Origin of the sequence: Amycolatopsis sp. WGS_07 (assembly GCF_045278895.1) — a bacterium.
GTDB lineage: Bacteria > Actinomycetota > Actinomycetes > Mycobacteriales > Pseudonocardiaceae > Amycolatopsis.
The window spans coordinates 8,163,175-8,188,930 of sequence record NZ_CP136053.1; the positions used below are offsets into that span (position 1 = coordinate 8,163,175).

Consider the following 25,756-nt stretch of genomic DNA (forward strand, 5'->3'; position numbering starts at 1 on the left):
CCGCGCAGGATCGGCGGCGCCCAGCCGGGACGTCCGCCCGGTTCTTTCGAGGAGGTGCCAGCCACGCCGTTACCTGACAGGCGCGCCCGCCGGCACCGGGCCGGCGCCGCCCTGCGGCCGGGCCGAAACCTGCGGCAGCGGCACGGTCTGCAGCACGCGGGTGACGATGTGGTCCACCGGCACGCCGTCGGCCAGCGCGTCGTACGACAGCACGAGCCGGTGCCGCAGCACGTCCGGCACGACGTCGACGACGTCCTGCGGAAGCACGTAGTCCCGGCCGCGCACGAGCGCCAGCGCCCGCGCCGCGGCGATGATGCCGAGGCTCGCGCGCGGCGAAGCGCCGTAGGACACCCAGCCGGCGACGTCGGACAGGCCGTGGTCGTTCGGGGTGCGCGTGGTGAGCACCAGCCGCACGACGTAGTCGACCAGCGCGTGGTGCACGAACACCTGCGACGCGACGCCCTGCAGCCGCACCAGCTCCGCCGGGCTCAGCACCTCGTGCGGCTCCGGCGGCGTGACGCCCATCCGGTAGATGATCTCGCGCTCCTCCTCGGCGGTGGGGTACTCGACGAGGATCTTGAACAGGAACCGGTCGCGCTGCGCTTCCGGCAGCGGGTACACGCCCTCGTTCTCGATCGGGTTCTGCGTGGCCAGCACGAGGAACGGATCCGGCATCGGGAAGGTCTTGCCGCCGATCGACACGTGCCGCTCGGCCATCACCTCCAGCATCGCCGACTGCACCTTCGCCGGGGCGCGGTTGATCTCGTCGGCGAGCACGAAGTTCGCGACCACCGGGCCCAGCTCGACGTCGAACTGCTCGGAGCCCTGCCGGTAGATGCGCGTGCCGAGGATGTCGGCGGGCACCAGGTCGGGGGTGAACTGCACGCGGGAGAACGAACCGCCGACCACGCGCGCGAACGTCTCGACCGCCAGCGTCTTCGCGACCCCGGGCACGCCTTCGAGCAGCAGGTGCCCCTTCGCCAGCAGCCCGACGAGCATGCGCTCCACCAGCCGGTCCTGTCCGACGATGACGCGCTTCACCTCGAACACAGTGCGTTCCAGCAGCTGGGCGTCCCGCGCCGGGGTGCCGGGCTGCTGCCCGTTCGCGCCCTCGGCGAAGCCGGGCTCGGTCACTCTTCCTCCAGGGGTTTCCACGTCTGCGTGCTCGCCCGCGACCCTACTGCGTCGCGAACTTCCCGCGACGGTAGCCAATCGCATCGCCAGTGTGACAGCTGTGAAGCCCCTGTCAGCGGTGCTTTTCCAGGTCCTCCGGCGTGTCGATGTCGTCGCTCTCGCCCGGTTCCGCGGCCAGCTCGGCGATCCGCAGCCCGCCCAGGGTCCGGCGCAACGACGCGTTCTCCGGACGCTCTGGCATCGCCTCGCGCAACGCCGCGGCGCGCCAGGCGCTGACCAGCCATTGCCGCTCCCCCGCCGCGTCCACGAGCACCGCGCCGTCCGCATCGGCCACAGTGGACCGCAGCCGGTCCACTGTGGAGCGCCGGATGCCAGGCAGATCAGCGGCGAGGAGCACGACGATCTCCGCGTCTCCGACCGCCGCCAGTCCAGCGGCCAGCGCGGCGACAGGCCCGGCTCCGGGAACCTCCTCGCGAGTCCAGACGACCGCGTCGTATCCCGGCCGCTCCGGCCCGCACACGACGATCGGCTCCGCGCCAGCCAGCGCCTCGACGGCCCGGCCCAGCAAGGACATCCCGCCGACCCGCAGCTCCGGCTTGTCCACTCCGGACAATCGGCGCGCGGCTCCGCCGGCCAGGACGATCCCGGCGAACCGGGGGCGCTCAGTCATGCCCCCAGCGTGCCTGCCCGGAAACCCGCGCGCGCTTCAGGGGTCGCCCGCGTTAGGTTGCCGAGGTGCCCGACACCGCGCGACTGCTCGCCGCTTACGACCGCGAGGTCCGGCAAGCCGAGCTGACCCAAGCCGAACCCGGCCAAGAACTGACTCTCGACGGCCCGCTCGCCCGCCTCACCGGCGGCCGCCGCGGGTTCGTCTCCGGACCGCCCGACCTCGGCGTGACCGGCGGCGCGCTCGACGAGCTGATCGCCCGCCAGCGCGCGTTCTTCGCCGCTCGCGGCGAGGAGTTCGAGTGGAAGACCCGCAGCCACGACCGTCCCGCCGAGCTGCCGGAACGGTTGCTCGCCGCCGGGTTCATCCCAGAGGAAACCGAAACCGTCCTGATCGCCCCGCTGGACGCCGTCGCCGCCTCGGCTCCCCCGTCGGCCGACGTGGTCGTGCGGGAAGCCGGCGGCCACGACGACCTGCTGCGCATCGCGACGCTTTCGGCCTCGGTGTTCGGCCACGACGAGGCCGCCGTCGCCGCGGATCTGCTCGCCAGGGCCCGCGCCGATTCCGGCACCACCACGCACGTCGTGGCGGAGGCGGACGGCCGGTTCGTCGCCGCGTCCCGGCTGGAACTGGTGCCCGGCACCGGATTCGCCGGATTGTGGGGCGGCGCGACCCTGCCCGAATGGCGCGGCCGGGGCCTCTACCGGGCGCTCGTGGCGCACCGGGTCGGCGCGGCCCGCGCCCGCGGCGTCGCCTACCTCCAGGTGGACGCGCTGCCGACCAGCCGCCCGATCCTCGAACGGCTCGGCTTCACCGCGGTCACCGAAACGACGCCGTACGTGTGGAGCCCGCTCAGCCGATGAGGCGCGTCGCGTACGGCATGATCCCGCCGTAGCGGACCGAGGTCACGCGCACGTACGAACCCGACTGCGGGGCCTCGACCATCTGCCCGTTGCCCAGGTACAGGGCGACGTGGTGGATGCCGCCCGAGCCGCCCCAGAAGAGCATGTCGCCGCGGCGCATCTGCGACAGCGGCACCCGGCGGCCCGAGGTGTACTGGTAGCCGCTGAAGTGCGGCAGGCCCTGCACGCCGGCGAAGGCGTAGATCATCAGTCCGGAGCAGTCGAAGCCGATCTTGCGGTAGTCGCCGTAGCGGTCGGCCACGCCGCCGTCGCGGATGCCGCGGGTCGGGCCGCTGCCGTTGCCGCCGCCCCACGCGTACGGCATGCCCACCTTGGACAGCGCCCGCGCGATCACCGCTTCGATCGAGCTGCCCGCCGCCGGGGAGGGACGACGGCCGCCGCCCCCGCCGCCGTTGTCGTCGTCGTGGCTGTTCGCCGCCGCCCGCAGCGCCGCCTGCCGCGCGCGCTCCTCGTCCTCGCGCTGCTTCTGCGCGAGCCAGTCCTGGTACCGCTGGCGCTGCCCCTGCAGGCCGTTGACCTTCGCCTGCGCGGCGTACAGCTGCTGCTCGACGGAGTTCTTGTTGGCTTCCAGCTGCGTGTTCTGCGCGGCCTGGGCCTGCTGCGCGGACACGGCGGCCGACTGCGCGGCGTCCGCGGTGCCCTTCGCGCGGGTGGCCGCGTCCTGCTTCTGCTGCGCCAGTTCCAGCGCCTTGCGCGCGGCCGAGTCCTTGTTGGCCTTCTCCGTCTGCGCCTGCTGGAGCCGGTCCATCGCGTTGAGCCGCGAGCCGCCGATGGCGTTGAGCAGCTGGGCGCGGGCGAGCAGGTCCTTCGGGCTGTCCGAGGTGAGGTACGCCGAAACCGACCCGATCGTGCTGCCCTGCTCGAAGCTCGCGGCGGCGAACTTCTTCGCGTCCTCGCGGGCCTTCTCGATGGCGCCGGCCGCCGCGTCCGCCTCCTGGCGCGCGGACTTGGCGTCGTTCTGCGCCTGGGTGGCCTCGTCCTGCGCGGTCTGCAGGTCGACCAGGGCCTTCATGGCCTGTTCCTGCTTCAGCTCGACGTCGTCCTGCAGCGCGCTGAGCTTCTGCTCGGCCTGCGCGAGCTGGTTGGTGAGCCGGCCGACCTCGCCCGCCTTCGCGTTGGCGTCGCCCTTGGCCGAGTCGATCGAGGAGTCGCTGGGGTTCGGCGGCGGCGGGGGCACCGCGAGCCCGGTGCTCGTCGCGCCGAGCAGCGCCGCCAGGGTGACCGTCGCGATCGTCAGGCCGCGCCGCGCTCCGGCTCCGCGCACCAGCGCTCCCGCCGTCCCGGACCGTCCCCGCCGGACCCTCACGCCCGCCACCTCCGCTCACTGGCTGCCGGCCCGCGCGGACGTACCGTCACACCGCGCACCACTGCAGTCACACCACTATCACAAGCCTCAGCAAGAACTTACACACCGCGGAGATCATTTCCCCTGTTCGGGGGACGCGACGCGCGGCGCTCCGGGATGGCGCACGTCACTCCGCGTGTCGTCTTGAACGAAATACAGGACACGCGTACTGTTTGGGGCGACGGACGAGGTGTGCCCTCCCGGTTCCGGTCCTACGGTGGGGGTGCGCAAGACTCGCCTGGGTCGACCCGACGACCCGGATTACGACACCGAACTGACCCGGGAGGACACGCCGGCGGCGGCGTGGAATCCATGCCACTGGAGTTAGACGTGACTGCACCTAGCAAGGACAGCTTCGGCGCCAAGGACACCTTGCAGGTGGGAGAGAACTCGTACGAGATCTTCCGCCTGGACAAGGTCGAAGGCGCCGCGCGGCTGCCCTACAGCCTGAAGATCCTCCTCGAGAACCTGCTGCGCACCGAGGACGGCGCGAACATCACCGCCGGCCACATCCGCGCGCTCGGCGGCTGGGATCCGAACGCGGACCCGTCGATCGAGATCCAGTTCACGCCCGCCCGGGTGATCATGCAGGACTTCACCGGCGTGCCCTGCGTGGTCGACCTGGCCACCATGCGCGAGGCCGTGACCGCGCTCGGCGGCGACCCGGACAAGGTCAACCCGCTCGCCCCGGCCGAGATGGTCATCGACCACTCGGTGATCATCGACGTGTTCGGCCGCGCGGACGCCTTCGAGCGCAACGTGGAGATCGAGTACGAGCGCAACCGCGAGCGCTACCAGTTCCTGCGCTGGGGCCAGGGCGCCTTCGACGAGTTCAAGGTCGTCCCGCCGGGCACCGGCATCGTGCACCAGGTCAACATCGAGCACCTGGCCCGCACGGTGATGGCCCGCAACGGCCAGGCGTACCCCGACTCCTGCGTCGGCACCGACTCGCACACCACCATGGTCAACGGCCTGGGCGTGCTGGGCTGGGGCGTCGGCGGCATCGAGGCCGAGGCGGCCATGCTGGGCCAGCCGGTGTCGATGCTGATCCCGCGCGTCGTCGGCTTCAAGCTCACCGGCGAGATCCCGGCGGGCGTCACCGCGACCGACGTCGTGCTCACGATCACCGAGATGCTGCGCCGCCACGGCGTGGTCGGCAAGTTCGTCGAGTTCTACGGCGAGAGCGTCGCCCAGGTGCCGCTGGCCAACCGCGCGACCATCGGCAACATGAGCCCGGAGTTCGGCTCCACCGCGGCGATCTTCCCGATCGACGAGGAGACCGTCCGCTACCTCAAGCTCACCGGCCGTTCGGCCGAGCAGGTCGCGCTGGTCGAGGCGTACGCCAAGGAGCAGGGCCTCTGGCACGACCCGTCCCACGAGGCGCAGTACTCCGAGTACCTCGAGCTGGACCTGTCGACGGTCGTTCCGTCCATCGCCGGCCCGAAGCGCCCGCAGGACCGCATCGAGCTGTCCGACGCGAAGTCCTCGTTCCGCAAGTCGGTGCACGACTACGCCGAGGACGAGCTGCCCGCCCCGCACACCAACGTCGACGAGACCGTCGAGGAGACCTTCCCGGCCTCCGACCCGGCCGCGCTGTCGTTCGCGGACGAGACCGCCGTGCCGGTGCAGTCCGCGGCCAACGGGGCCACCGGGCGGCCGAGCAAGCCGGTCAAGGTGTCCACCGCCGACCGCGGCGAGTTCGTGCTCGACCACGGCGCCGTGGTGATCGCCTCGATCACCTCGTGCACCAACACCTCCAACCCGTCGGTCATGCTGGGCGCGGCGCTGCTCGCGCGCAACGCGGTCGACAAGGGCCTCTCGGTCAAGCCGTGGGTCAAGACGTCGATGGCTCCGGGTTCGCAGGTCGTCACCGACTACTACAACAAGGCCGGTCTCTGGCCGTACCTCGAGAAGCTGGGCTACCACCTGGTCGGCTACGGCTGCACCACCTGCATCGGCAACTCGGGCCCGCTGTCGGACGAGATCTCCGCCGCGATCCAGGAGAACGACCTCACCGCGGTCTCGGTGCTCTCGGGCAACCGGAACTTCGAGGGCCGGATCAACCCGGACGTCAAGATGAACTACCTGGCGTCCCCGCCGCTGGTCATCGCGTACGCGCTGGCCGGCACGATGGACTTCGACTTCGCGACGCAGCCGCTCGGCCAGGACACCGACGGCAACGACGTGTTCCTGAAGGACATCTGGCCCTCGCCGCAGGAGATCCAGGAGACCATCGACTCCGCGATCACCCAGGAGATGTTCACCAAGGACTACGCCGACGTGTTCGACGGCGGCGAGCGCTGGAAGTCGCTGCCGACGCCGACCGGCAAGACCTTCGAGTGGGACGCCGAGTCCACCTACGTCCGGAAGCCCCCGTACTTCGACGGCATGACCGCCGAACCGGCTCCGGTGCAGGACATCTCGGGTGCCCGGGTGCTGGCGAAGCTGGGCGACTCGGTCACCACCGACCACATCTCCCCCGCCGGCGCGATCAAGGCCGACACCCCCGCCGGCCGCTACCTGACCGAGCACGGCATCGACCGCAAGGACTTCAACTCTTACGGTTCGCGCCGCGGCAACCACGAGGTCATGATCCGCGGCACCTTCGCGAACATCCGGCTGCGCAACCAGCTGCTGGACGACGTGCAGGGCGGCTACACCCGCGACTTCACCGTCGAGGGAGCCCCGCAGGCATTCATCTACGACGCGGCCCAGAACTACGCGGCCGCGGGCACCCCGCTGGTCGTCCTGGGCGGCAAGGAGTACGGCTCCGGTTCGTCCCGCGACTGGGCGGCCAAGGGCACCAGCCTGCTGGGCGTGCGCGCGGTGATCACCGAGTCGTTCGAGCGCATCCACCGCTCGAACCTGATCGGCATGGGCGTCATCCCGCTGCAGTTCCCGGAGGGAGAATCGGCGTCGTCGCTGAAGCTGGACGGCACCGAGACGTTCGACATCGAGGGCATCACGAAGCTGAACGAGGGCGAAACCCCCGCACGGTCCACGTGACGGCCACGAAGGAAGACGGCTCAAAGGTGGAGTTCGACGCGGTCGTCCGCATCGACACCCCCGGCGAAGCGGACTACTACCGCAACGGCGGCATCCTGCAGTACGTGCTGCGCAAGATGACCCAGTCCTGACGGTCTAGATTCCGCCAGGTTTCGTGGCCCGCCCCGGTTCTCCGGGGCGGGCCACACTGCTTTCCACCCCCCGCCGACCATCCGTGAGGGACTCCTTCACGGACTTAGATTCCCTCAAGGAGTCCTTCACAGACCGCCCCGCAAAGAACCGCAGCAAACGCACCCACCCGACCAGGCACCCACACCACCCCCGCACCCCGATACGAAGCCCAAATGCGGTCTGAGGGTGCTTGTCAAGGCATCTTTCCCGCCTTGACAAGCACCCTCAGACCGTCATCACAATTGGCTTCGGGGTGCCCCACGCACCCCCCGAATGCAATGTCGCCGCCAGGCGACGAGCCATCACCCCACCACAGCCCCACTCCGAGGATCCACCTTCACCCGACCCGCCCGAGGATGGGAAAAGTCGAACATCCCACCCATCGACCCAGCCAGCACATCGAACGACCCGCCACCAATCCGCCCCAAATGCCAGTTGTCCTCAATAAACCGCAACACCGAAGTCTGATCCGTCATCGTGTGATCAACATAATTCACCTTGCTATAAGGCGAAATCACCAGCAACGGCAACCGAGGCCCATACCCGCACCGATCCGCAGACCCGCCGAGCTTAACCGGATGAGCAGTACACACCGAAGCATCCTGCCCAGAATCATGAGACCCATTGACGACCTTAGACGCGACATGGTCATACCACCCGTCCGAATCGTCATAAGCCAGCACAATCGCAGTATTCTTCCACTCCGGCGAAGCCTGGATCCGATTAACCTCCTCAGCCACAAACGCCTGCTCATCCAACGGATCCGAGTACCCCGCATGCCCGTCCTGATACTCAGGCGCCTTCAAAAAACTCACCGCAGGCATGACCCCCGCAGCAAGCGCGTCATTGAAATCCCGAACGTCATACTGATGATTAGCCTGATCCTGCTGCCCCACCGCATGCAATGACGACGGCGGCAGATGCTTCCGGTTAGCCGTAGACTGGTAATACTGGAACGGCTCATGATGCGGACTGTAGTCAACCGAAGCCTGCCCACCCACATTCGGATGCTTAGTCCCGCAAACGGCATACCCGTTCGCCTCACCAGTAGGCCGGAACCCACCCTCGAACCACCCCCACGTAACCCCGCGCGCATTCAGCAGATCACCAACATTGCGCCCCTGGAACGCACCGAGGTTGTCAGTCGCCGTGTGATTCTTGTCCGAACAGTCGTCAAACGCCGGATCCGGGTCGGTGATCATAGTGCCAACCCCGTGCGCATCAGGCGACGCCGCAGTATGCGGATCAACCTTAGGCTCACCGGTCACCGAATCAACCGGCTGCAACCCATGCGTCTGCCCGGAGATGAGATTGATCGCGCCAGGACTAGACGGACCAAAAACAGTATTGAACGAATTATCGTTCAACGCATAATGCTGAGCATAATTCCACATCGCGGTAACCGTATTACCGTCGAAGTAATTCATCACCAGCCCAGGCTCACCGAACAACACAGGCTGCCCAGTGCACTTATCCTTCTCCGTATACTCGACAAACTTATCCATCTTGCCACCATTGAACGCAGCCTGCTCCTTCTTGTAATCATGCGCCTGATCACAGGTAAGCGCCTGATCCGGACTAAGCCGCTTCGGGTTATAGGCATTCGGGTTGTGCTGCAACAACTCCGGAGTCAACCCATTGACCTTCGGAGTACCAGGCGCAGCATGAAACGGCGTCCCGTTCTCATTCGTCGCCTCAGGATAAGTCCCGAAATAATGGTCAAAGGAAATATTCTCGCCAAAGATCACCACGACGTGCTTGATCGGCGTAGCGGTCGCGAACGTCTCGGCGGCGACGGCCTGCCCCGGCACCGGAGTCGACGCCGAACTGCTCGCGCACGCCGCCGCCAGCGCCGCGGTCGCTGCCAGCGCGGCTGCCGCGGTGGCCCTCCTGGTCCGCATCACTCCCGTGCTCCTTCCGCTCAGCCCAGCATTGCCCGGCCGTAGTGGTCGGCCGGATCCGTCACGCCCGGGAACAGGTGGAAATACCCGCCCCCGAACGGCGAGACGTAGTCGGTGAGCGGCTCGCCGGCGAGCCGCTTCTGCACGGCCTCGAACTGCTTTTCGAGGTCGCGCTGGTAACAGGTGAAGACGAGGCCCATGTCGAGGTTGCCGTTGGCGTCGACGCCGCGGTCGTAGTTCACCGCGCGGCGCAGGATCCGCTGTCCGTCGGTCTGCGGGGTGCGCGGGTTCGCGAGCCGGATGTGGCTCGTCAGCGGGACGACGGTGCCGACCGGGTCCTCGGCGTAGCGCGGCACGTCCTCCTCGGCCGCGCCGTCGAGCGGCGCGCCGGTGTCGCGGCGGCGGCCGATCATGTTCTCCTGCTCCGACAGCGACACCCGGTCCCAGAACTCGACCAGCATCCGGATCAGCCGGATCACCTGGTAACTGCCGCCGTCCTCGGTCCACACGAGACTGTCCGCTTCGGACGGTGCCGGGTTCGCGGTGCCGTCCTTGAAGCCCAGCAGATTGCGCGGGGTCCCGGCCGGGCGCGGCGGCGAGCTGAACCCGTCGATCTTCCAGCGCAACTGCATCCCGCCCCTGGTCGCGCGGGCGATGTCGCGCAAGGCGTGCAGCACCGTGTCCGGCTCGGCGGCGTTGAGCACCAGGCTCAGATCGCCGTGGCACCACTGGGGATCGAGCGCGTCGTCCGGGAACATCGGCATCTGCTTGAGCTTCGGCGGTTTCCGTGCGGCGAGCCCGTACCGGTCGTCGAACAGCGACGCGCCAGCGCCGACGAGCACCGACAACTGTCCTTTCGGGACTTCCGGTCCGAGGACGCCGGAGTCCGCGGGCGGTCCGGTGATCCCGACCGACGCGGGTGCGCCGCCGCTGGTGAGAAACCGCGCGCGGGCGGTGAGTTCCTTGAGCAGCGCAGTGAGTTCGGCGCGGTTCTCGGCGACGACGTCGAAGGCGGCGACCACCGAGTGTCGCGCCGGTTCCGCCAGCACAGCGGTCTGACGCAGGCCGTGGAACGGGACCCCGGCCGCCGTCGCGCTGCCGGACAGCCCGATCAAACCCGCGCCCGCCCCGGCAGCGGCCGCTCCGCGCAGGAACGCCCGCCGCTCCAGCGTCACGACACCCTCCTCGGCTCCGCGATCGCCGCGACCGGGGCCAGGCGTTCGGTCAGCTCGGAGACGTCGGCGTTGATGCGCTGCCGCTGCTGCCGGTCGAGTGCGGAGAGCGGTTTCCCTGCAACGGCTTGAAGTTCTCGATCGGTGCGGGCGATCCACGCGTCGAGGTCTTTCAGGCCGGGGAACCGGGTGGTCAGGAGCGGGCGCAGCACGTCGAGCACGGCGCGGGTGCCGGTGAGGTTCGCGCCGGCGGTCGCGAGGTTCGAGCCGCTGCCGTAGTCGGTGCGGCCGGTCAGCTCGAACTGGAGGGTGTTCTCCATGATTTCGTGCGCGCGCAGGCCGAGGTCGTTCTGGTCGATCTGGGCTTCGGCGAACGACGCGCGCAGCTTCTGGACGGCCTGGTCGAGCTGATCGGCCACCGGAGCCAGCGCGGGCATCGATTCGTTGTGCCACAAGCCGTTCTCGAGCCGGTGGAAGCCGGTGAAACCAGGGTCCGCGGCTCCGGCGGGCAGTCCGGCGGTGGTGCCGTTGATCGCCCCGTCCGAGTCGCCGAACGCGTCGTAGGCGGCACCGAGCCGTTCGTAGGTGAGGTGTGCGGTGAGCCAAGCTTGCTGTGCCGCACCGCGATTCCCCGAATGGACGGCTTGCGCCAGCGCGGCAGTCTGGCCGGTGAGCGTGCCGAGGCCGTCGGCGACATAGCCGTGGTACTGCTTGAGCGGACCGAGGAGATCGGCGTTGGTCACCGGCACCACGGCCGGTCCCGGACGGTCCGCGCCACCGGTGACCTGCACGGACGGCCCGACGAACGGCGTGCCGTCCTCGGGCGCGCAGCGCAGGGCGTACGCGCCGTTGCCGAGGTTTACCGGCAGCGAGCGCGTCGTGCCCGGGCCGACGCCTTCCAACTCCCCGAAGACCGTGCCGGTGGCCGGGTCGACGAGGTCAATTTCCATCGTGACGGCCGCGTTGTTGCGGACCTGGAGGGTCTGCGGCCCGGCCGGCGGCGCGGTCCAGCCGTCGCCGCAGGCCGAGCGCGAAACCTGAACCGGGCCGGCCTGGGCGGGCGAGCCGGAGCAGCCGGCGAGCACCGCGGTCCCGACGAGGACCGCCGTCCACCTGGCCGCGCCGCACCCGCCCACCCAGCGCCGCACGTCAACTCCCCTCAGGTGAACTTCTGGCGGACACTTTCACCGATCCGCCGGACGCTGACAAGAGGGTTGTGCCGTTATGCCCGGTTCCGGGCCGAAGATCAGCCGATCAGCTCTTCGCGGGCGAGGTGAAGGGCTGCCGGTCCGGCTGGAACACCTGCCCGTCGGCGGGCACCTTCAGGTCGATCAGGTACGCGGCGGTCGCGTCGTCGACGCCGCGCGCCTTGCCGAGGATGCAGTGCCCGAACGCGTCGACCGACAGCAGCCGGGAGTTGCCCAGCTCCTCGGCCATCCGCTGGCCGTACCGGTACCGGGTGGCCGGGTCGTAGAAGTTGCTGACCACCAGCACCGGCGTCGCGGTGTTCGCCCGCCACGGCCCGCGGTACGGGTCGGACGTCTTCGCCGCGGGCCACACCGGGCAGGCGGCGATGTCGGAGAACACCTGGTAGCGGCCGAACGTCGGCGACTCGCGGTCCGCCTTGGCCGCGATCCCCGGCACCTGCTCCTGCTTGATCCGCATCGGCTTGTCCGCGCAGTTCACCGCGAAGTACGAGTCGTTGCCGGTGTACGGGCTGTCCGGGGCGAGGTCGGCCAGACCGCGGCGGCCCGCGGAGAGTGTGCCCTTCCGCGCGGACTGGGCCTGCAACGACGGGTGCAGCACCGAGTACGCCTGCTGCAAGCCCGCGGCCAGGTCGGCGAACTCATCCGGCGCGTACAAGGCGCTCGACGTCGCGCCGACCAGCGCGCCGAGATCGACCTTCGTGCCGTCCGGCAGCGTGATCGGGTCGGTGCGCACGTGCTCGCGCAGTTCGTCGTACTTCGCGCGCGGGTCGCCGCCCGCGCTGAACGCGCACTTGTCGCCGGCCTGGGCGCAGCGCTTGAGGAAACCGTCGAGCGCGATCTCGAAGCCCTGCGCCCGGCCCAGGTCGTAAGTGACGCCGTCGTTGGTGCGCAGCTGCGGGTCGACGTTCCCGTCGATCACGATCGCCCGCGTCTGCTTCGGGAACATCGCGGCGTAGGTCGACCCGACGAGGGTGCCGTAGGAGAAGCCGGTGTAAGTCAGCTGCTGGTCGCCCACCGCGGCGCGCAGCTGGTCGAGGTCACGCACGACGTCGCGAGTGGACATGTGGTCCAGCAGCGCCCCGGCGTTGCGTCGGCAGAACTGGCCGTAGTCGCGGTAGCCGGCGAGCGTGCCGGAGATTTCCTTGCGCGACAACGGAACCGGCAGCAACTGCCCCTGGACGTCCGCCGCGTCCTCGGCGGTGGTGAAGCAGCGCAGCGGGTTGCTGGCCCCGACGCCGCGCGGATCGAACCCGACGAGGTCGAAGCGGTCCATCACCTGCGGACGGAAGTAGCGGTCGCCCGCGATCGGCATCCGCAGGCCGGATCCGCCCGGACCGCCCGGGTTGAGGAACAGCGACCCGATCCGCTGCCCGGGAATCTTGGCGGCGCGCTTCATCAGCGCGATGTCGATGGTGCCGAGCGACGCGTCGTCGTGGTCGATCGGGACGCGGTACCGCGAGCAGCTGTACAGCTTCAGCTGGTCTTCCGGGACGCCGCGCAGCTGGTCTTTGGTGCACTCCTCCCACTTGACCGGCGCGGTACGCGCGATCTCCGCGGGTTTGGCCTGCTGCGCCGCCGCCGGAGCGGGCGCCGCGACGGCGGTTCCGGCCAGCCCGGTCAGCGCGGTCGCGATCGCCGCGACCAGCGCTCCGGTTCGTGCTCTTTTCGATCCGCGCACGTGGATTCTCCCCTGTTTGCGCACCCGCCTGATTACGGGGCGTCACCGAGACTGGCATAATCCGGCCAAGCCGGGCACCGGCCAAACGGAGGAACTCAGGGTTCCGACGAGCGATCACCGCGCGGCCGGGCTCAGGGGCAGTCCTCGACGACGGGCTGGACGGGCGACAGGAAGGGGTCGAACCGGACAGCGATCTCGCCGCGCGCCATCACGCGGACCCGGTAGCCGTCCGGCCAGGGCGGGTCGCCGGCCTCGTCGTCGCGTTCGTACAAGAGGCCGTGCGAGCCGGGGAGCCGCCGGGCGACGTACTCCAGGAGTTCGGTCAGCTCCTGTTCTTCGTCCCGGCGGCGGTTGGGCATGCCGTGCACCGTCAGCACGAACCGGCCGTTGAACACCTTGAGCCGCGCTTCGCCGGACATCCAGTCGATCGCCGCGACGCGCTCGCGGACGTCCTCGATCAGCTCGCCGAACTTCTCTTCGCCGAACTCGACCTCCGCCGGGGACTCTTCCAGCGCGAACCAGCCGTGGAATTCGTACATCGAGCTCCCCCGGGAGCGCTCAGGAGCGGGACAGCACGAAAACCGGGAACTCCCGCCCCGCCTCGTTTCGTTCCATCTCGTAGCCCGGCCAGAATTCGAGCAGCTCCGCCCACATCCGGTCGTACTCCGCGCCCTCCAGCTCGCGCGCCTTGACCTCGATCTCGCGGCCGCGCAGCCCTACCGTCGCGCGCGGGTTCTCGCGGAGGTTGTGCGTCCACGCCGGGTTCTGCGGGCGGCCCCAGTTGGAGCCGGTGAGCACGAACTCGCTGCCGTGCGGGTAGTACAGCAAGTTCGTGCTCCTCGGCAGGCCGCTGCGCCGTCCGGTGGTGGTGAGCCGCAGCGACGGCAGCCCGGCCAGGCCGACCAGGGTGACCCGGCCCCCGAACCACCGGTGCAGCTGCCGGTCGGTCGCGATGATGGCGCGCGAGGCGCTCATCAGCAGGGGCTGGGTGCCGAGCTTGCGGGCGAGTGCCGCCAGAGGGTTACGCACGCACTGATCTTGCCAAACTCACCCCGAACCGCTGCTGTGAGTCTGTCCACCATCGCTCCAGCGCGAACCCGGCGGCGTTCAGTTCCGCCTCGACGCCGTCCGGCCGGAACTTCGCGGACACCTCGGTGCGGACGTGCTCGCCCTCGGCGAACGGCACGATCAGGTCCGCGCCGGGGATGCGCACCTCCAGCCGGCACCGCGCGCGCAGCCGCATTTCGATCCACTCGTGGTCGGCGTCCCAGTACGCGACGTGGTCGAACTCGTCCGGGTCGAAATCCGCGCCGAGTTCGGTGTTGATCACGCGCAGCACGTTGCGGTTGAACGCCGCGGTGACGCCGGCCGCGTCGTCGTACGCCCGCTCCAGCGTCTCCCGGTCTTTCACCAGGTCCGTGCCGAGCAGCAGCCATTCCCCTTCGCCGAGCACGTCTCGCACCGAACGCAGGAACTCCGCGCGTTCGGCCGGGAGGAAGTTGCCGATCGTGCCGCCGAGGAAGGCGACCACTCGCGGCGCGGTGCCCGGCAGCAGCTGCAGGTGCTGGGTGAAATCGCCGACGACCCCGCGCACGTCGAGCTTCGGGTAGTCCGCCGTGATCGCGGCGGCCGCCTCGGCGAGCGCGGTCTCCGACACGTCCATCGGCACGAACGCTTCGAGCGTGCCGTGCGCGGTGAGCGCGTCCAGCAGCAGCCGGGTCTTCTCGCTCGACCCCGAGCCCAGCTCGACGAGCGTGTGCGCGCCGGTGCGTTCGGCGACCTCGGCGGCCCGCTGCGCGAGCACCTCGCGTTCGCTGCGGGTGGGGTAGTACTCCGGCAGCGCGGTGATCTTCTCGAACAGCCTGCTGCCTTCGGCGTCGTAGAACCACTTGGGCGGCAACCACTTCTGGTCGGCCAAGAGCCCTTCGCGCACGTCCGCGCGCAGTTCCGCGGCCACGTCGCGGCGATGGCTCTCCAGGTCCGCTTCGGTCATCGGGCGGTGCTCCGTTCCAGGGTCAGGGGAAGGATGTCGACGCCGTCCGCGGTGACGCGCACGGCGTGGTGGTCGGGCACGGCGGTCCAGGCCGGGTCCGGATCGCACGGCTCCGACGCCAGCACCACGCCGGTTTCCGTGCGGCGCACGGACAACGCGTGCGTCCAGGCGGTGCCGACGAGCAGTTCGCCGTCGGTGAGCAGGAGGTTCAGCCGCGAGCCGGGAGCAGCCGCCTCGACCTCCCGCACGAGGGCGGTCACCGCTTCGAGCGGCTCCTCCCCCGCGTGCAGCCGGGCGCGCAGCAAGGCCCACAGCAGTGCGGAATCCGTGGGCGCTTCGAGCGTGAACAGCTCAGCCACGTCGAGCCGGCTGGCCAGCCCGCGCATCGAACCGGGCCAGCCGCGCACCACGCCGTTGTGGCTGAACAGCCAGCGGTCCTCAGTGAACGGCGCGGCGGCGGCCTCGGTGACCGGCATGCCGGTGGTGCCGTTGCGCACCGCCGCGACGAACGCCGTGGTGCGCACCGAAGCGGCCAGCGCGGGCAGCGTCTGGTCGGTCCACAACGGCTCGCGACGGCGGTACCGCTGCGGCGGCGCGCCCGGCTCCGGGTACCAGCCGAGGCCGAAACCGTCGGCGTTCACCGAACCGCCGCCGCGCATGTCGAGCGGCGCGTACGACTGCACGAGCAGCGCGTGCGGCGCGGCGAACATCAGCTCCGCCGGGGACACCGGCGCGCCGAGATAGGCGAGATGACGGCACATCCGGCTAGCCCGCCTCGCCCGGGCGCGGATCGCGCGCGCACCGGAAGCCGGAGAAGATCTGCCGCCGGATCGGGTAGTCCCAGTTGCGGAACGTGCCCCGGATCGCCGCCGCGTCGGTGCCGAACGACCCGCCGCGCAGGATCTTGTACTCCGGCCCGAAGAACACCTCCGAGTACTCCCGGTACGGGAACGCGGAGAAGCCCGGATAGCCGTGGAAATCGGTGCTCGTCCACTCCCAGACGTCGCCGATCAGCTGGTGCACGCCCAGCGGCGACGCACCGGCCGGGTACGCGCCCGCCTCGGCCGCGCGCAGGTGGCGCTGCCCCAGGTTGGCGTGCTCGGCCGTCGGTTCCTCGTCGCCCCACGGGAACCGCCGCGACCGGCCGCTCGCCGGATCGTGCCGGGCGGCCTTCTCCCATTCCGCCTCGGTGGGCAGCCGCTTGCCCGCCCAGCGCGCGTACGCCTCCGCCTCGTAATAGGAGACGTGCACGACCGGCTCGTTCTCCGGGACGCGCTCGCGCACGCCGAAGCGGACGCGCCACCAGCCGTCCGGTTCGCGGTGCCAGAACCGGGGCGCGGTGATGTCGTGCTCCTGCCGGTACGTCCAGCCGGGCTCGCTCCAGAACCGCCGGTCGTGATAGCCGCCGGATTCCAGGAACTCGACGTACGCCCCGCAGGTGACCGGGGTGGTGTCGAGGACGAAGGCGGGCACGTCGACCTCGTGCGCCGGGCGTTCGTTGTCCAGCGCCCACGGTTCGGCGGTGGTGCCCATGGTGAACCGGCCGCCGGGCACGAGCACCTCGGCGGGCAGCTTCCGGTTCGGCGCGCGCGGCGGCTCCGGGGCGTGCAGCACCGGTTCGCCCTTGCGCAGCTGGTGGGTGGCCAGCATGGTCTCGTCGTGCTGCTGCTCGTGCTGGGTGATCATGCCGAAGGCGAACGCGCTCTCGGTGAGCCGCCGTCCGTCCAGCGGGGCGGTTTCCAGGACGTCGAACGCCTTTTCGCGAACTTCCTTCACGTAGGCGCGGGCCTCGGCCGGGCCGAGCAGCGGCAGCTCCGGACGGTCCGCGCGGGCGTGCTGGAAGGCGTCGTAGAGGTCGTCGATGTCCGGCCGCAGCGGCTCCCGGCCACCGACGTCGCGGACCAGCCACAGCTCTTCCTGGCTGCCGATGTGCGCGAGGTCCCACACCAGCGGCGACATCAGTTTCGAATGCTGCCGCACGAGGTCCTCGTCGTCGACCGCGTCGGTGAGGGCCACGCTGCGCTCGCGCGCCCGGGTGAGGGCGGCGGCCGCGTGCGCCCGCAGGTCTTGCGGGCTCAGCTCCAGCAACGGGTTCTGTTCGGGGGTGGTGCTCATGGCTCCTGGCTCCTCGAGTCCGGTGCGCCGGGCGCTCGGCCCGGCGGTGATCTCGGTCCTGCTCATCGGTCCTGGCGCGGCACTCCGGCGGCCCGCGCCCGCAGCCGCGCGGCGAGCCCGGCGACGGTGTCCTCCGGGAGCCCGGTGGACGGCAGCCCGGCGATGCCCAGCTCCACCAGCTCCCTGGCGACGGCCGCCAGCTCCGCGTCGGCCATGCCGCACCGGGCAGCGTCGGCCCACCGGCCCGCCGCCGGCGCGCAGACCTCCCGCACTTTGTCCACAGTGGACGGATCCGCCAGCAGCGCGGTGACCAGCGCTACCGGCGGCAGCCATTCCCCCGGCGGCTGCCCGTCGAGGTACCTCAGTTCGAGGTAGCCCTGCGGCCGCACCGGGGTGAACATCGTGGTGAGGTGGTAATCGAGGTCCGCGATCGTCGGGCGGCGCAGCACGGCGGCCGCGCCCCGGCCGGCGATCCATTCGGCGAAGGTGAGCCCCTCCGGCGCGTCCCACGGCCGTTCGCCGCGCGGGAACACCATCAGCGGCGTGTCCATCATCCGGCGGGCCCATTCGAGCGCCGGGTCCGCGCCGGGTTCGGGCGACTGGGTGCGCACCGGCTCGGTTTCCCGCACCGCGAGCCAGCGCGCCGACGCGAATCCGGTGTCCGCCCCGGCATGGACGCGGGAATTCGCGAACAGCGCCAGCAGCGGCGGGCCCATCGCGTGCGCGGCCGCCCAGCGCGCGGCGACCTCGTGCGCCTCGCCCGCGTCGACGCAGATCTGCAGGCCCGCGGTGCTGCACATCATGGTGATGCCGCCCGCCCCGATCGGGGCGAACCGGCGTTCCATGGCGGCGTAGCGAGGGGTGCGCAGAATGCGCCGGGGCGGACGGTGCTCGTCGATGCCGCCTGCCCCGAGTTCGAGGCCGTGGCGGGCGAGCAGACCGGTGAGATGAGCGAGATCGGCCTCGACAGCCGCGTGCAGCGCACGCAGCGAGGCCTGCGGCGGAGCGGAAATCTCCACCTGGCACCCGGGCTCCAGGCTCACCGGCGAGCCTGCCGGGAGCGGAAGCGCGGGACTGTCGGGGCGCAGCGTCCGCGGGGTGTGCGGGCCGAGCGCCGTGGCGAGGACATCGGGGTCGAGCGGGCGGACCGGGTCGCCGGCGTGGTGCACCGTGAACTCCAGTTCCACCCCGAGCAGTCTCGGCGGGCCGTGCTTGAAGCACACCGACGCTACGTACCGCTCCCCTTCCGCGCGGTCGGAGAGCACCCGCGCGGTCAGGTTCGCCGCGCTCCCGGATCTATCGGGAAAATCGTGCACTGCAGTCATCTGTAGCCGTCCACATCGGGAGGTCCGCGGGGCGGGACCTCGTCGCTTCGCGACGCTACACGCGGGGTCTGACAAAAACAGGGCCGCAAAGCCGCCGCGGCGATCGATAAGCACCTCGTAATCAGTGTTGACCTGGGAGTTCACCCACCGGATCGGCTCGCGGCGCGCTGCTCCATCCGGGGCGCCCCGATCACGGCAGCGCGGGTTCGGTGCCCAGCCCCAATTCGGCCGCGGCCTCCTGCACCGCGCCGACCACCAGGTGCAGCGCCGGACGCCGGATCTCGGTGCGGCGGTAGGCGATCGACACCGTCCGCAGCAGCGGCGGGGCGAGCGCGACGACGTCGATCCCCGGCGGGCGCAGCAGCCGCAGCCCGAGGTCGGACACCAGGGTCACGCCGAGCCCGGCGCCCACCATCGCCATCGCGGTCGACTGCTCCTCGACCTCGTGGTTGATTTTCGGCTGGAAACCGTGCCGCTGACAGGCAATCCGGATCGCCCGGCCGAAATGGGACTTGGGACTCGCCAGGATCCACGGATGCTCGGCCAGCGCGTCGAGCGGCACGGTGGCCGAGGGCAGCGCGCCCGCCGGAACCGCCGCGTGCATCCGCTCCACCGCGACGACCGCCCGTTCGAGCCCGTTGTCCCACTCCATCGGGGCATCGGAGTAGTCGATTACGAACGACAGGTCCAGCGTCCCGTCCCGGACGGCGTCCGCCGTCGCTTCCGGGGCCAGTTCCTTGGTGCGCACCTGGATTCCCGGGTAATCGGCGGCCAGCGAGGTGAGCGCGGTGGGCAGCAACCCGGACGCCACCGACGCCCACACTCCCGCAGTGAGCCGCGCGGACATCGAGCCTTGGGCTTCCTCCAGAGCGAGCGTCGCGCGCTCCACGGAGCCCAGGATCTCCTCGGCGTGCTCGGTGAGCAGAATCCCGAGTTCGGTCAGCTGAACCCGCCGCCCGAGCCGCTCGAACAGCTTCGCGCCGACGTCGCGTTCGAGCTGCGCGAGTTGCTGCGATACCGCCGAAGCGGTGTAATGCAACGCCGCCGCGGCCGCGGTGACCGTTCCCCTGCGGCGCAGCTCGCGAAGCATCCTCAAGCGGTGCAACGAAAGCTCCATGTACGAACCCTAAACAACTTCGTCCAGATTCAGTAAATAGACGCGCGCCCCGAACGGGCAGCACCCTCGGAAGCAGGCGGCGAGACGCGCCGCCCGGGACTCGAGGAGGTGAGTGGCTCGATGGACACGCGGATCGCCGAACCGCTGATGAAGCTGACGTGGACGGACCCGGTCACGGGCGCGCGCGGCTACCTGGTCGTGCACAGCCTGGTTTCCGGCGTCGCCACGGGCGGAACGCGGATGCGCGCCGGCTGCACCGTCGACGAGGTCGCCGACCTCGCGCGCGGCATGGCGAACAAGACGGCCGCGTTCAACCTCCCGGTCGGCGGTGCGAAGGGCGGCATCGACTTCGACCCGAAGGACCCGCGCGCGACCGGCGTGCTCACCCGCTTCTGCGAGTTCCTGCGCCCGTGGCTGGACGCCAGCTGGGTGACGGCGGAAGACCTCGGCGTCCCACAGCACCTCATCGACGAGGTCTTCGCGACGCTAGGCTTGGAGCAGTCGTACCACGCCGCGATCCGCCGCTCGGCCGATCCGGCTCGGACGCTCCGCCGCGTGCAGGCCGGACTCAACGCCCCGGTCCCCGGCGGACAACTTCTCGGCGACGTCATCGGCGGCTACGGCGTGGCGCAAGCCTGCCTCGGCGCCGCGAACACGTGGGGCTGGGCAGTCCCGGAAACGACCGTCGCGATCCAAGGCATCGGCACCATGGGCGGCGGCGCAGCCTGGTACCTGCACGAGGCCGGCATGAAGGTCGTCGCGGTCGCGGACGCCGCAGGCACGCTGTACGACCCCGAAGGCCTGGACATCCCCACCCTGCTGGACTTGCGCGACCGCTTCGGCGAAGTCGACCGCACCCGCTTGCCGAACGGCGTTCAATCCCTGCCACGCGAAGCCGTCGTGGCCGCCGACGCCGACATCTTCGTGCCCGCCGCGATTTCGTACGCCCTGCGGGTGGACAACGAAAACCTCGTCAAGGCGAAGGTCGTCGTCGAAGCAGCCAATGCGGCCACGACACCGGAAGCCGAGGCCGCGTTGTCGGCTCGCGGCGTCGCGGTGATCCCGGACTTCATCGCCAACGCCGGTGCCGCCGCCTGGGCTTGGTGGCTCCTACTAGGCGAGGTCGGCGCAGACCCAGCCGACTCGTTCTTGCGGCTGCGCAACGAAATGCAGGCGAAGGTGGCCCTGATCCTGGCCGAATGGCACCTGGACCGCGTCCCGCCGCGAGTAACCGCACTACAGCAAGCCGAAGCAACCCGGGCAGCCCGCACCGCAGAATCACTCAGCCCCCGCGGCGCCCCCGCACTCATGATCCCGTGAGGAGCCGGGCGGGGCTCCCACCGACCCAGCCGGCGGCGAGGCGAGGTTTACCGTCCGTGAAGGACTCCTTGAGGGAATCTAATTCCCTCAAGGAGTCCTTCACGGACCTGAACCCGCCACCGATGCACCCAACCGAGCGAGGCATCCAGCCCCTCCCCCGCACCCCGATACGAAGCCTCCCTGCGGGCGGCGGGTGTTTGTCAAGGCATCTTTCCCGCCTTGACAAACACCCGCCGCCCGTCAGCACACTCGGGCTTCGGGGTGCCCCACGCCAGCCACGCAGCAATGTCGCCGCCAGGCGACGAGCCGCCCCCTCACCCAGCAAACCGATCAGTAGCCGCCACCAACGCATCCTCCATCGAAGAAACCGCCGTAGTATGCCCAGCCCCGCCAACCAAAACCAACTCAGCCCCAGGAATAGCCCTCTCCAACAACCAAGGCGTCCCCACCAGATTCCCCAAATCCAGCACCCCCTGCACCAACACCACCGGAATCCCCGTCAACCGCCCAGCATCCCGCAAAATCCCCCCATCCTCCAAAAAACACCCACGCGAAAAATAATGCGTAACCAACCGAGCAAACCCCAACCGAAACCGATCATCACCAAACCGAGGCGAAGGAGGAACCCCAGGCAACATAGCCTCCTCCCAAGCACACCACCCCCGAGCCGCCGCCTCATGCACCGCCGGATCGGGATCCACCAGCAACCGGTAATAAGCCCCCGCCAAATCCCCTCCCCGCTCCCCCTCCGGCACCCCATCCCGAAACCGAGCGAACGCCTCCGGAAACATCCCGCCCAGCCCGCCCGTCAACTGATCGATCTCGACCTGCCGATCAGTAGCCAGCCCCATCATCACAATCTCACTGACCCGCTCCGGATACCGCTCCGCATAAGCCAGCCCGAGCACACACCCCCACGACCCCCCGAACAACATCCACCGCGAAATCCCCAGAAACCCCCGCAGCAACTCCAAATCAGCCATCAAATGCGCCGCCGTATTAGCGGATAACGCATCAACGGTATCCCCAGCATGCGGCGTACTGCGCCCGCACCCGCGCTGATCCACCAACACAATCCGATACCGCTCCGGATCGAAAAACTGCCGCATCCCGTCGCTGCACCCCGAGCCAGGCCCGCCGTGCAATACCAGCACCGGTTTCCCGTCCGGATTCCCGCACGTCTCCCAATACACCCGATGCCCGTCGCCGACGTCGAGCATCCCGCTGTCGTACGGGTCGATTTCCGGATAGCGCAACGCGTTCCCCTCAGTTCAGGGTGCGCTCCAGAGCCCGCAGCGCACCGCACAGCTCGGCCGGGCCGGCCGGCCCGATCCGGATTTCCGCGTCCGGCCCGGTCCCGACGGTGTAGCTGAGGTAGCGGCCCCAGTCGGTGTCCGCGTAATGCAAGGGTTCTTCCAGCCGGACGTACCGGCCGACGTCGTCGCGCCGTCCCGCGTACAGCTCTCCGCTGCCGTGCACCGGACGCTGCACCAGGGTTAGCACGTCCGACAGCACCGGGTCCAACGGATAAGCGTCCTCGCCGCGGCGCGCGGCTTCGGTGAGGTCCGCGACGCGCACGCTGCGGACGAACCCGCCGCCAGGGCCGACCGCGGGCAACTGTTCGACGAGCGTTTCCAGCACGCGTTCGCGATCGATCTCCTGGACGCCGACCTGTTCGCCGTCGGACACCGCGAGCACCGCCTGCAGTCCGCTCGCCGCGGCGAGCACGCCGTACGTGCGATCGCCGGTCGCGACCCAGCCGTAGTACTCGATTACCGGGCGCACGAGCAGCGGCAGCCAGTCGAGGAAGTCCACCGTGGCCCGGCCGCGCGAGTCGACCAGACCGGCCAGCGCGAGCGCGTCGTCCACCCGTTTGGCCGCTTCGTCGTGCTCGGTTTCCGACAGCCACGCCGGATCGGGCCGCAGCGTCACGTGCAGCCGGCCCACCTGTTCGCGCTCGGCGAGCGCGGCGAGTGCTTCGACCGGGACATCCACTCGTCCCGCCGGATCGGCCACCGGCTACTCCTCCTCGTCGCCGAGAACCGGCTGGGTCGCCGAACCGCCGGGGCCGAACGCCCCCTCGGGATCGGCCTCGAGGAGGTAGTCCGGCCGCCGGTGCAGCCCGTCGCCCGGACCGCCCTGCGCGGCGGGCGCGCCGCCGACCGCCGGGCCCGAGCCGCGCTGGGACGGTTCGCCCGCCGGCGCGGGCAGCACCGCGGCCCCGGGGCCGTTCCGGTCGTGGCTCGCGGCGGCCTGCGTGGTCGTACTGTCCGAAGTGGTCCGATGGACCGGGGCACTGTCCGGGACGATCGGGCCGTACTGCGTCGGCAGCGCGCGCTTCGTGTTCGCGGTGACGCCGTGGTACTGCTCCATCACCCGGACGTTGTTCTCGTTCGCGCCGTGGAACCGGTCGATTCTGTCCTGAAAGGACACCGGCGCGGCCGACGCGGGCAGCACCGCCTGCAGCGGACCGGCCCACGGCTGCGGCCGCTCCGGGCGCGGCGGCACGTCGACGACCGCGTGCCGGGAGCTTTCGAAGCTGCTGGCCTGGGTGTCCATCGACGCGCTGGTGAGGTCGAGCGGATCGGCGGACTCCCGGAATCCCGCCTCGACCGGTCCCGCGCCCGCCTTCGCCGCGTCCGCGGTGTCGCCGGTCCACGAGCGCGCCATCCGCTCCTGCAAGTCCTTCACGCTCTGTGCGCGTTCCAGGTAAGCCGCCGACAGCTCCTGGACCTTCGCCGCCGCGGCGCGCAGCCCGGACGTGTCGCCGCCGCGGAAGTTGTCGAAGATCTGCTTGCCGTCCACCTGGTTCCCTTCGTGCGCAGCCGGATTCGCCCGGCTACCGGCCGCGGCCGAGGTCGGCACCTGCCTGGTCCGCCTCGGCTGTCCGGTCGCGCGCCGTGCGCAGCTTGCCGAGGTAGCCGGCGGCGTACCGGTGCAGCGCCTCGTTCTGGTCGCGCAGCGTGCGCAGGGATTCCGCGCCGGCGGCGGCGTACTCCGCGCTCGCCGGGTCAGCGCCCGGGGCGGCGAAGACGGCGAGGATCTCGTCGATCGCGCGGCCGTCGGCGGCGATCTTGCCGAGCTGGTCCTCCCACAGCCGGATGACGGCGGTCAGCTCCGCCGCGTCCATGGCGAACCCGCCCCGCGCACGGCCCGACTCGCCGATGACCAAGGCCGCTCCCTTTCCGGTGCTCCACGTCTGTTCCCGTCGCGATGTGCACAGCGTAGTCAACCGGCACGGTCGTGTCAGCCGAGAACCCGGCAGTGTGACGGCGCGCATTCCGGCCTGCGGGAAGTCACAGTACGTACGTACGGATTGCGAGAACCCGGTCCGCGATGTCAGGATTTCAGGATGCCACGGGTCAGCCAGGATCACCTCGACGCACGCCGGCGCCAGATCCTGGACGGATCGCGCGTGTGTTTCGCACGCTACGGCTACGAGGGTGCCACGGTGCGCCGCCTCGAGGAAGCGACCGGCCTGTCGCGCGGCGCGATCTTCCACCACTTCCGCGACAAGGAGTCGCTCTTCCTCGCCCTCGCCGAGGACGACGCGGTGCGGATGGCCGACGTCGTCGCCGAACAGGGCCTGGTCCAGGTCATGCGCGACCTGCTGGCCGGGAACAGCGAGCATCCGGCGGACTGGCTCGGCACCCGGCTGGAGGTGTCCCGGCGGCTGCGCACCGACCCGGAGTTCCGCGGCCGGTGGGCGGAACGCTCGCAGCAGCTGACCGAGGCCACCCGCGACCGTCTCGAATGGCAGCGCAAGGCCGGCAACCTGCGCGACGACGTCGACGTCAGCGTGCTGACCGCGTTCCTGGAACTGGTCCTCGAAGGGCTGGTCTCGCACCTCGCGATGGGCCTGCCCGGCGACGATCTCGGCCCGGTGCTGGACCTGGTCGAGGAGACCGTGCGGCGGCACCGGCCGGGCGCGCGGGCCTAGTTTCCGACGCGATCGGCCGGGTTCGTGTTCAATGTGCCCCGTGGATCTCCTCGCCGCCCACGGCAGCGCACTCGACGTGTTCGACGCGGCCGTGCACGCTGCCGGTCCCGGAGACTGGTCGCGCGGCACGCCGTGCACCGAGTGGTCGGTACGCGATCTGGTGAACCATCTCGCGGCTGAACAACTCTGGGTACCGCATCTGCTCGCCGGGGCGACGCTCGACGAGGTCGGCACCCGCTACGAGGGCGACGTCCTCGGCGACGACCCGGTCTCGGTGTGGGAGAAGTCTTCGGCCGCCGCCCGGGAAGCGTGGCTCGCGCCTGGCGCGCTGCGCCGCACCGTGCACGTGTCGTTCGGCCTGGTGCCCGCCGAGGAGTACGGCTGGCAGATGACGCTCGACCTCGCCGTGCACGGCTGGGACCTCGCGACCGCGCTGGGCAGGCCGAACCCGGTGCCGGACCGCCTGGCCGGGCGGCTGCTCGACGTGCTGCGCCCGATGGTCGACGACTGGCAGGGGCTCGGGCTGTTCGACCCGCCGGTCGCGGCGGGCCGCAGCGCCGCCGCCCCGGACCGGCTGGTCGCGCTGCTGGGCCGCCGCCCGCGCTGAACGCCACTGTGGACAGAGCCGAGCCGGGGATTCCGCGAGGGGAAAAACCGGGCAAGTTTCGCGTCCTGTCGCGGCGCGGCCGCCCCGACCCGGTACGATTGGCGGCATCGTCGCACTACAAACCAGCTTTGCTC

The 25,756-nt window shown here is 70.2% G+C and carries 22 protein-coding genes and 1 pseudogene; 5 read left to right on the top strand and 18 right to left on the bottom strand.

Annotated features, from left to right (window positions below; genetic code table 11):
- Positions 1-69 precede the first annotated feature (69 nt).
- Both RPX00_RS38310 and RPX00_RS38315 read right to left on the bottom strand, forming a co-directional pair.
- Positions 70-1,134 carry an AAA family ATPase gene (locus RPX00_RS38310; protein WP_406632864.1) on the bottom strand — a complete coding sequence of 355 codons (1,065 nt, stop codon included), beginning with the start codon at positions 1,132-1,134 and terminating at the stop codon, positions 70-72.
- Positions 1,135-1,246: 112 nt separating this feature from the next.
- Entirely contained in the window at positions 1,247-1,804 is a 558-nt protein-coding gene (locus tag RPX00_RS38315; protein WP_406632866.1) for a molybdenum cofactor guanylyltransferase, read from the bottom strand.
- Positions 1,805-1,869: 65 nt separating this feature from the next.
- Here RPX00_RS38315 and RPX00_RS38320 point away from each other — a divergent pair, with 65 nt between their 5' ends.
- On the top strand, positions 1,870-2,664 hold the full coding sequence (locus RPX00_RS38320; RefSeq protein ID WP_406632867.1) for a GNAT family N-acetyltransferase: 795 nt from the start codon (positions 1,870-1,872) through the stop codon (positions 2,662-2,664).
- Here RPX00_RS38320 and RPX00_RS38325 read toward each other — a convergent pair.
- On the bottom strand, positions 2,654-4,030 hold the full coding sequence (locus RPX00_RS38325) for an NlpC/P60 family protein (RefSeq protein WP_406632869.1): 1,377 nt from the start codon (positions 4,028-4,030) through the stop codon (positions 2,654-2,656). The genes RPX00_RS38320 and RPX00_RS38325 overlap by 11 nt on opposite strands.
- Positions 4,031-4,381: 351 nt before the next feature.
- On the opposite strand from RPX00_RS38325, the pseudogene acnA reads away from it, so the two are divergent.
- A pseudogene (acnA, locus tag RPX00_RS38330) lies at positions 4,382-7,206 on the top strand (aconitate hydratase AcnA).
- Between the two features lie 342 nt (positions 7,207-7,548).
- Here the strand turns inward: acnA and RPX00_RS38335 are convergent.
- The 11 genes from RPX00_RS38335 to RPX00_RS38385 form a co-directional block, all read right to left on the bottom strand.
- Entirely contained in the window at positions 7,549-9,147 is a 1,599-nt protein-coding gene (locus tag RPX00_RS38335; RefSeq protein WP_406643232.1) for a phospholipase C, read from the bottom strand.
- A gap of 20 nt (positions 9,148-9,167) precedes the next feature.
- Positions 9,168-10,322: a Dyp-type peroxidase gene (locus RPX00_RS38340; RefSeq protein WP_406632871.1), complete on the bottom strand. Its 1,155-nt coding sequence runs from the start codon at positions 10,320-10,322 to the stop codon at positions 9,168-9,170.
- Positions 10,319-11,467: an EfeM/EfeO family lipoprotein gene (locus RPX00_RS38345; protein WP_406632873.1), complete on the bottom strand. Its 1,149-nt coding sequence runs from the start codon at positions 11,465-11,467 to the stop codon at positions 10,319-10,321. The genes RPX00_RS38340 and RPX00_RS38345 overlap by 4 nt, the downstream gene beginning before the upstream one ends.
- A gap of 106 nt (positions 11,468-11,573) precedes the next feature.
- A complete protein-coding gene (locus RPX00_RS38350) occupies positions 11,574-13,205 on the bottom strand; it encodes an alpha/beta hydrolase (RefSeq protein WP_406632875.1) in 1,632 nt (543 codons plus the stop codon).
- 131 nt (positions 13,206-13,336) lie between these two features.
- Entirely contained in the window at positions 13,337-13,744 is a 408-nt protein-coding gene (locus tag RPX00_RS38355) for an Imm7 family immunity protein (protein WP_406632877.1), read from the bottom strand.
- 19 nt (positions 13,745-13,763) lie between these two features.
- A complete protein-coding gene (locus tag RPX00_RS38360) occupies positions 13,764-14,234 on the bottom strand; it encodes a nitroreductase family deazaflavin-dependent oxidoreductase (RefSeq protein ID WP_406632879.1) in 471 nt (156 codons plus the stop codon).
- Positions 14,227-15,198 carry an L-histidine N(alpha)-methyltransferase gene (gene egtD, locus RPX00_RS38365; protein WP_406632880.1) on the bottom strand — a complete coding sequence of 324 codons (972 nt, stop codon included), beginning with the start codon at positions 15,196-15,198 and terminating at the stop codon, positions 14,227-14,229. Before egtD ends, RPX00_RS38360 begins: the two co-directional genes overlap by 8 nt.
- Entirely contained in the window at positions 15,195-15,959 is a 765-nt protein-coding gene (gene egtC, locus RPX00_RS38370; RefSeq protein WP_406632882.1) for an ergothioneine biosynthesis protein EgtC, read from the bottom strand. Before egtC ends, egtD begins: the two co-directional genes overlap by 4 nt.
- Before the next feature lie 4 nt (positions 15,960-15,963).
- Complete coding sequence (gene egtB, locus RPX00_RS38375; protein WP_406632884.1) at positions 15,964-17,313, bottom strand: ergothioneine biosynthesis protein EgtB; 1,350 nt, start codon at positions 17,311-17,313, stop codon at positions 15,964-15,966.
- 62 nt (positions 17,314-17,375) lie between these two features.
- On the bottom strand, positions 17,376-18,638 hold the full coding sequence (locus tag RPX00_RS38380; protein WP_406632886.1) for a glutamate-cysteine ligase family protein: 1,263 nt from the start codon (positions 18,636-18,638) through the stop codon (positions 17,376-17,378).
- 190 nt (positions 18,639-18,828) lie between these two features.
- Complete coding sequence (locus tag RPX00_RS38385) at positions 18,829-19,755, bottom strand: LysR substrate-binding domain-containing protein (protein ID WP_406632888.1); 927 nt, start codon at positions 19,753-19,755, stop codon at positions 18,829-18,831.
- Between the two features lie 120 nt (positions 19,756-19,875).
- Between RPX00_RS38385 and RPX00_RS38390 the strand changes: the two genes are divergently transcribed.
- The gene (locus tag RPX00_RS38390) at positions 19,876-21,075 is read left to right on the top strand and encodes a Glu/Leu/Phe/Val dehydrogenase dimerization domain-containing protein (protein ID WP_406632890.1); all 1,200 of its coding nucleotides are present in this window, start codon (positions 19,876-19,878) and stop codon (positions 21,073-21,075) included.
- 314 nt (positions 21,076-21,389) lie between these two features.
- On the opposite strand, the gene pip is transcribed toward RPX00_RS38390, so the two are convergent.
- The 4 genes from pip to RPX00_RS38410 are packed head-to-tail and all read right to left on the bottom strand — an operon-like array spanning position 21,390 to position 24,247.
- Positions 21,390-22,331: a prolyl aminopeptidase gene (pip, locus tag RPX00_RS38395; protein WP_406632892.1), complete on the bottom strand. Its 942-nt coding sequence runs from the start codon at positions 22,329-22,331 to the stop codon at positions 21,390-21,392.
- A gap of 10 nt (positions 22,332-22,341) precedes the next feature.
- On the bottom strand, positions 22,342-23,070 hold the full coding sequence (locus RPX00_RS38400) for an ESX secretion-associated protein EspG (RefSeq protein ID WP_406643234.1): 729 nt from the start codon (positions 23,068-23,070) through the stop codon (positions 22,342-22,344).
- A 24-nt stretch (positions 23,071-23,094) separates the two neighbouring features.
- Entirely contained in the window at positions 23,095-23,880 is a 786-nt protein-coding gene (locus RPX00_RS38405; RefSeq protein ID WP_406632894.1) for a WXG100 family type VII secretion target, read from the bottom strand.
- Positions 23,881-23,914: 34 nt separating this feature from the next.
- Complete coding sequence (locus tag RPX00_RS38410; RefSeq protein ID WP_406632896.1) at positions 23,915-24,247, bottom strand: hypothetical protein; 333 nt, start codon at positions 24,245-24,247, stop codon at positions 23,915-23,917.
- Between the two features lie 180 nt (positions 24,248-24,427).
- On the opposite strand from RPX00_RS38410, the gene RPX00_RS38415 reads away from it, so the two are divergent.
- Both RPX00_RS38415 and RPX00_RS38420 read left to right on the top strand, forming a co-directional pair.
- On the top strand, positions 24,428-25,015 hold the full coding sequence (locus tag RPX00_RS38415) for a TetR/AcrR family transcriptional regulator (protein WP_378314160.1): 588 nt from the start codon (positions 24,428-24,430) through the stop codon (positions 25,013-25,015).
- Between the two features lie 40 nt (positions 25,016-25,055).
- Positions 25,056-25,622, top strand: a complete 567-nt coding sequence (locus RPX00_RS38420; RefSeq protein WP_406632898.1) for a TIGR03086 family metal-binding protein — start codon at positions 25,056-25,058, stop codon at positions 25,620-25,622.
- The last annotated feature ends 134 nt before the right edge of the window (positions 25,623-25,756 follow it).

Excerpts from the sequence above, each read along its gene's own strand:
- RPX00_RS38315 (WP_406632866.1), bottom strand. The coding sequence starts at position 1,804 with ATGACTGAGCGCCCCCGGTTCGCCGGGATCGTCCTGGCCGGCGGAGCC.
- RPX00_RS38335 (WP_406643232.1), bottom strand. The coding sequence starts at position 9,147 with ATGCGGACCAGGAGGGCCACCGCGGCAGCCGCGCTGGCAGCGACCGCG.
- RPX00_RS38355 (WP_406632877.1), bottom strand. The coding sequence starts at position 13,744 with ATGTACGAATTCCACGGCTGGTTCGCGCTGGAAGAGTCCCCGGCGGAG.
- egtD (WP_406632880.1), bottom strand. The coding sequence starts at position 15,198 with ATGACCGAAGCGGACCTGGAGAGCCATCGCCGCGACGTGGCCGCGGAA.
- egtC (WP_406632882.1), bottom strand. The coding sequence starts at position 15,959 with ATGTGCCGTCATCTCGCCTATCTCGGCGCGCCGGTGTCCCCGGCGGAG.
- egtB (WP_406632884.1), bottom strand. The coding sequence starts at position 17,313 with ATGAGCACCACCCCCGAACAGAACCCGTTGCTGGAGCTGAGCCCGCAA.
- RPX00_RS38380 (WP_406632886.1), bottom strand. The coding sequence starts at position 18,638 with ATGACTGCAGTGCACGATTTTCCCGATAGATCCGGGAGCGCGGCGAAC.
- RPX00_RS38385 (WP_406632888.1), bottom strand. The coding sequence starts at position 19,755 with ATGGAGCTTTCGTTGCACCGCTTGAGGATGCTTCGCGAGCTGCGCCGC.
- RPX00_RS38390 (WP_406632890.1), top strand. The coding sequence starts at position 19,876 with ATGGACACGCGGATCGCCGAACCGCTGATGAAGCTGACGTGGACGGAC.
- RPX00_RS38415 (WP_378314160.1), top strand. The coding sequence starts at position 24,428 with ATGCCACGGGTCAGCCAGGATCACCTCGACGCACGCCGGCGCCAGATC.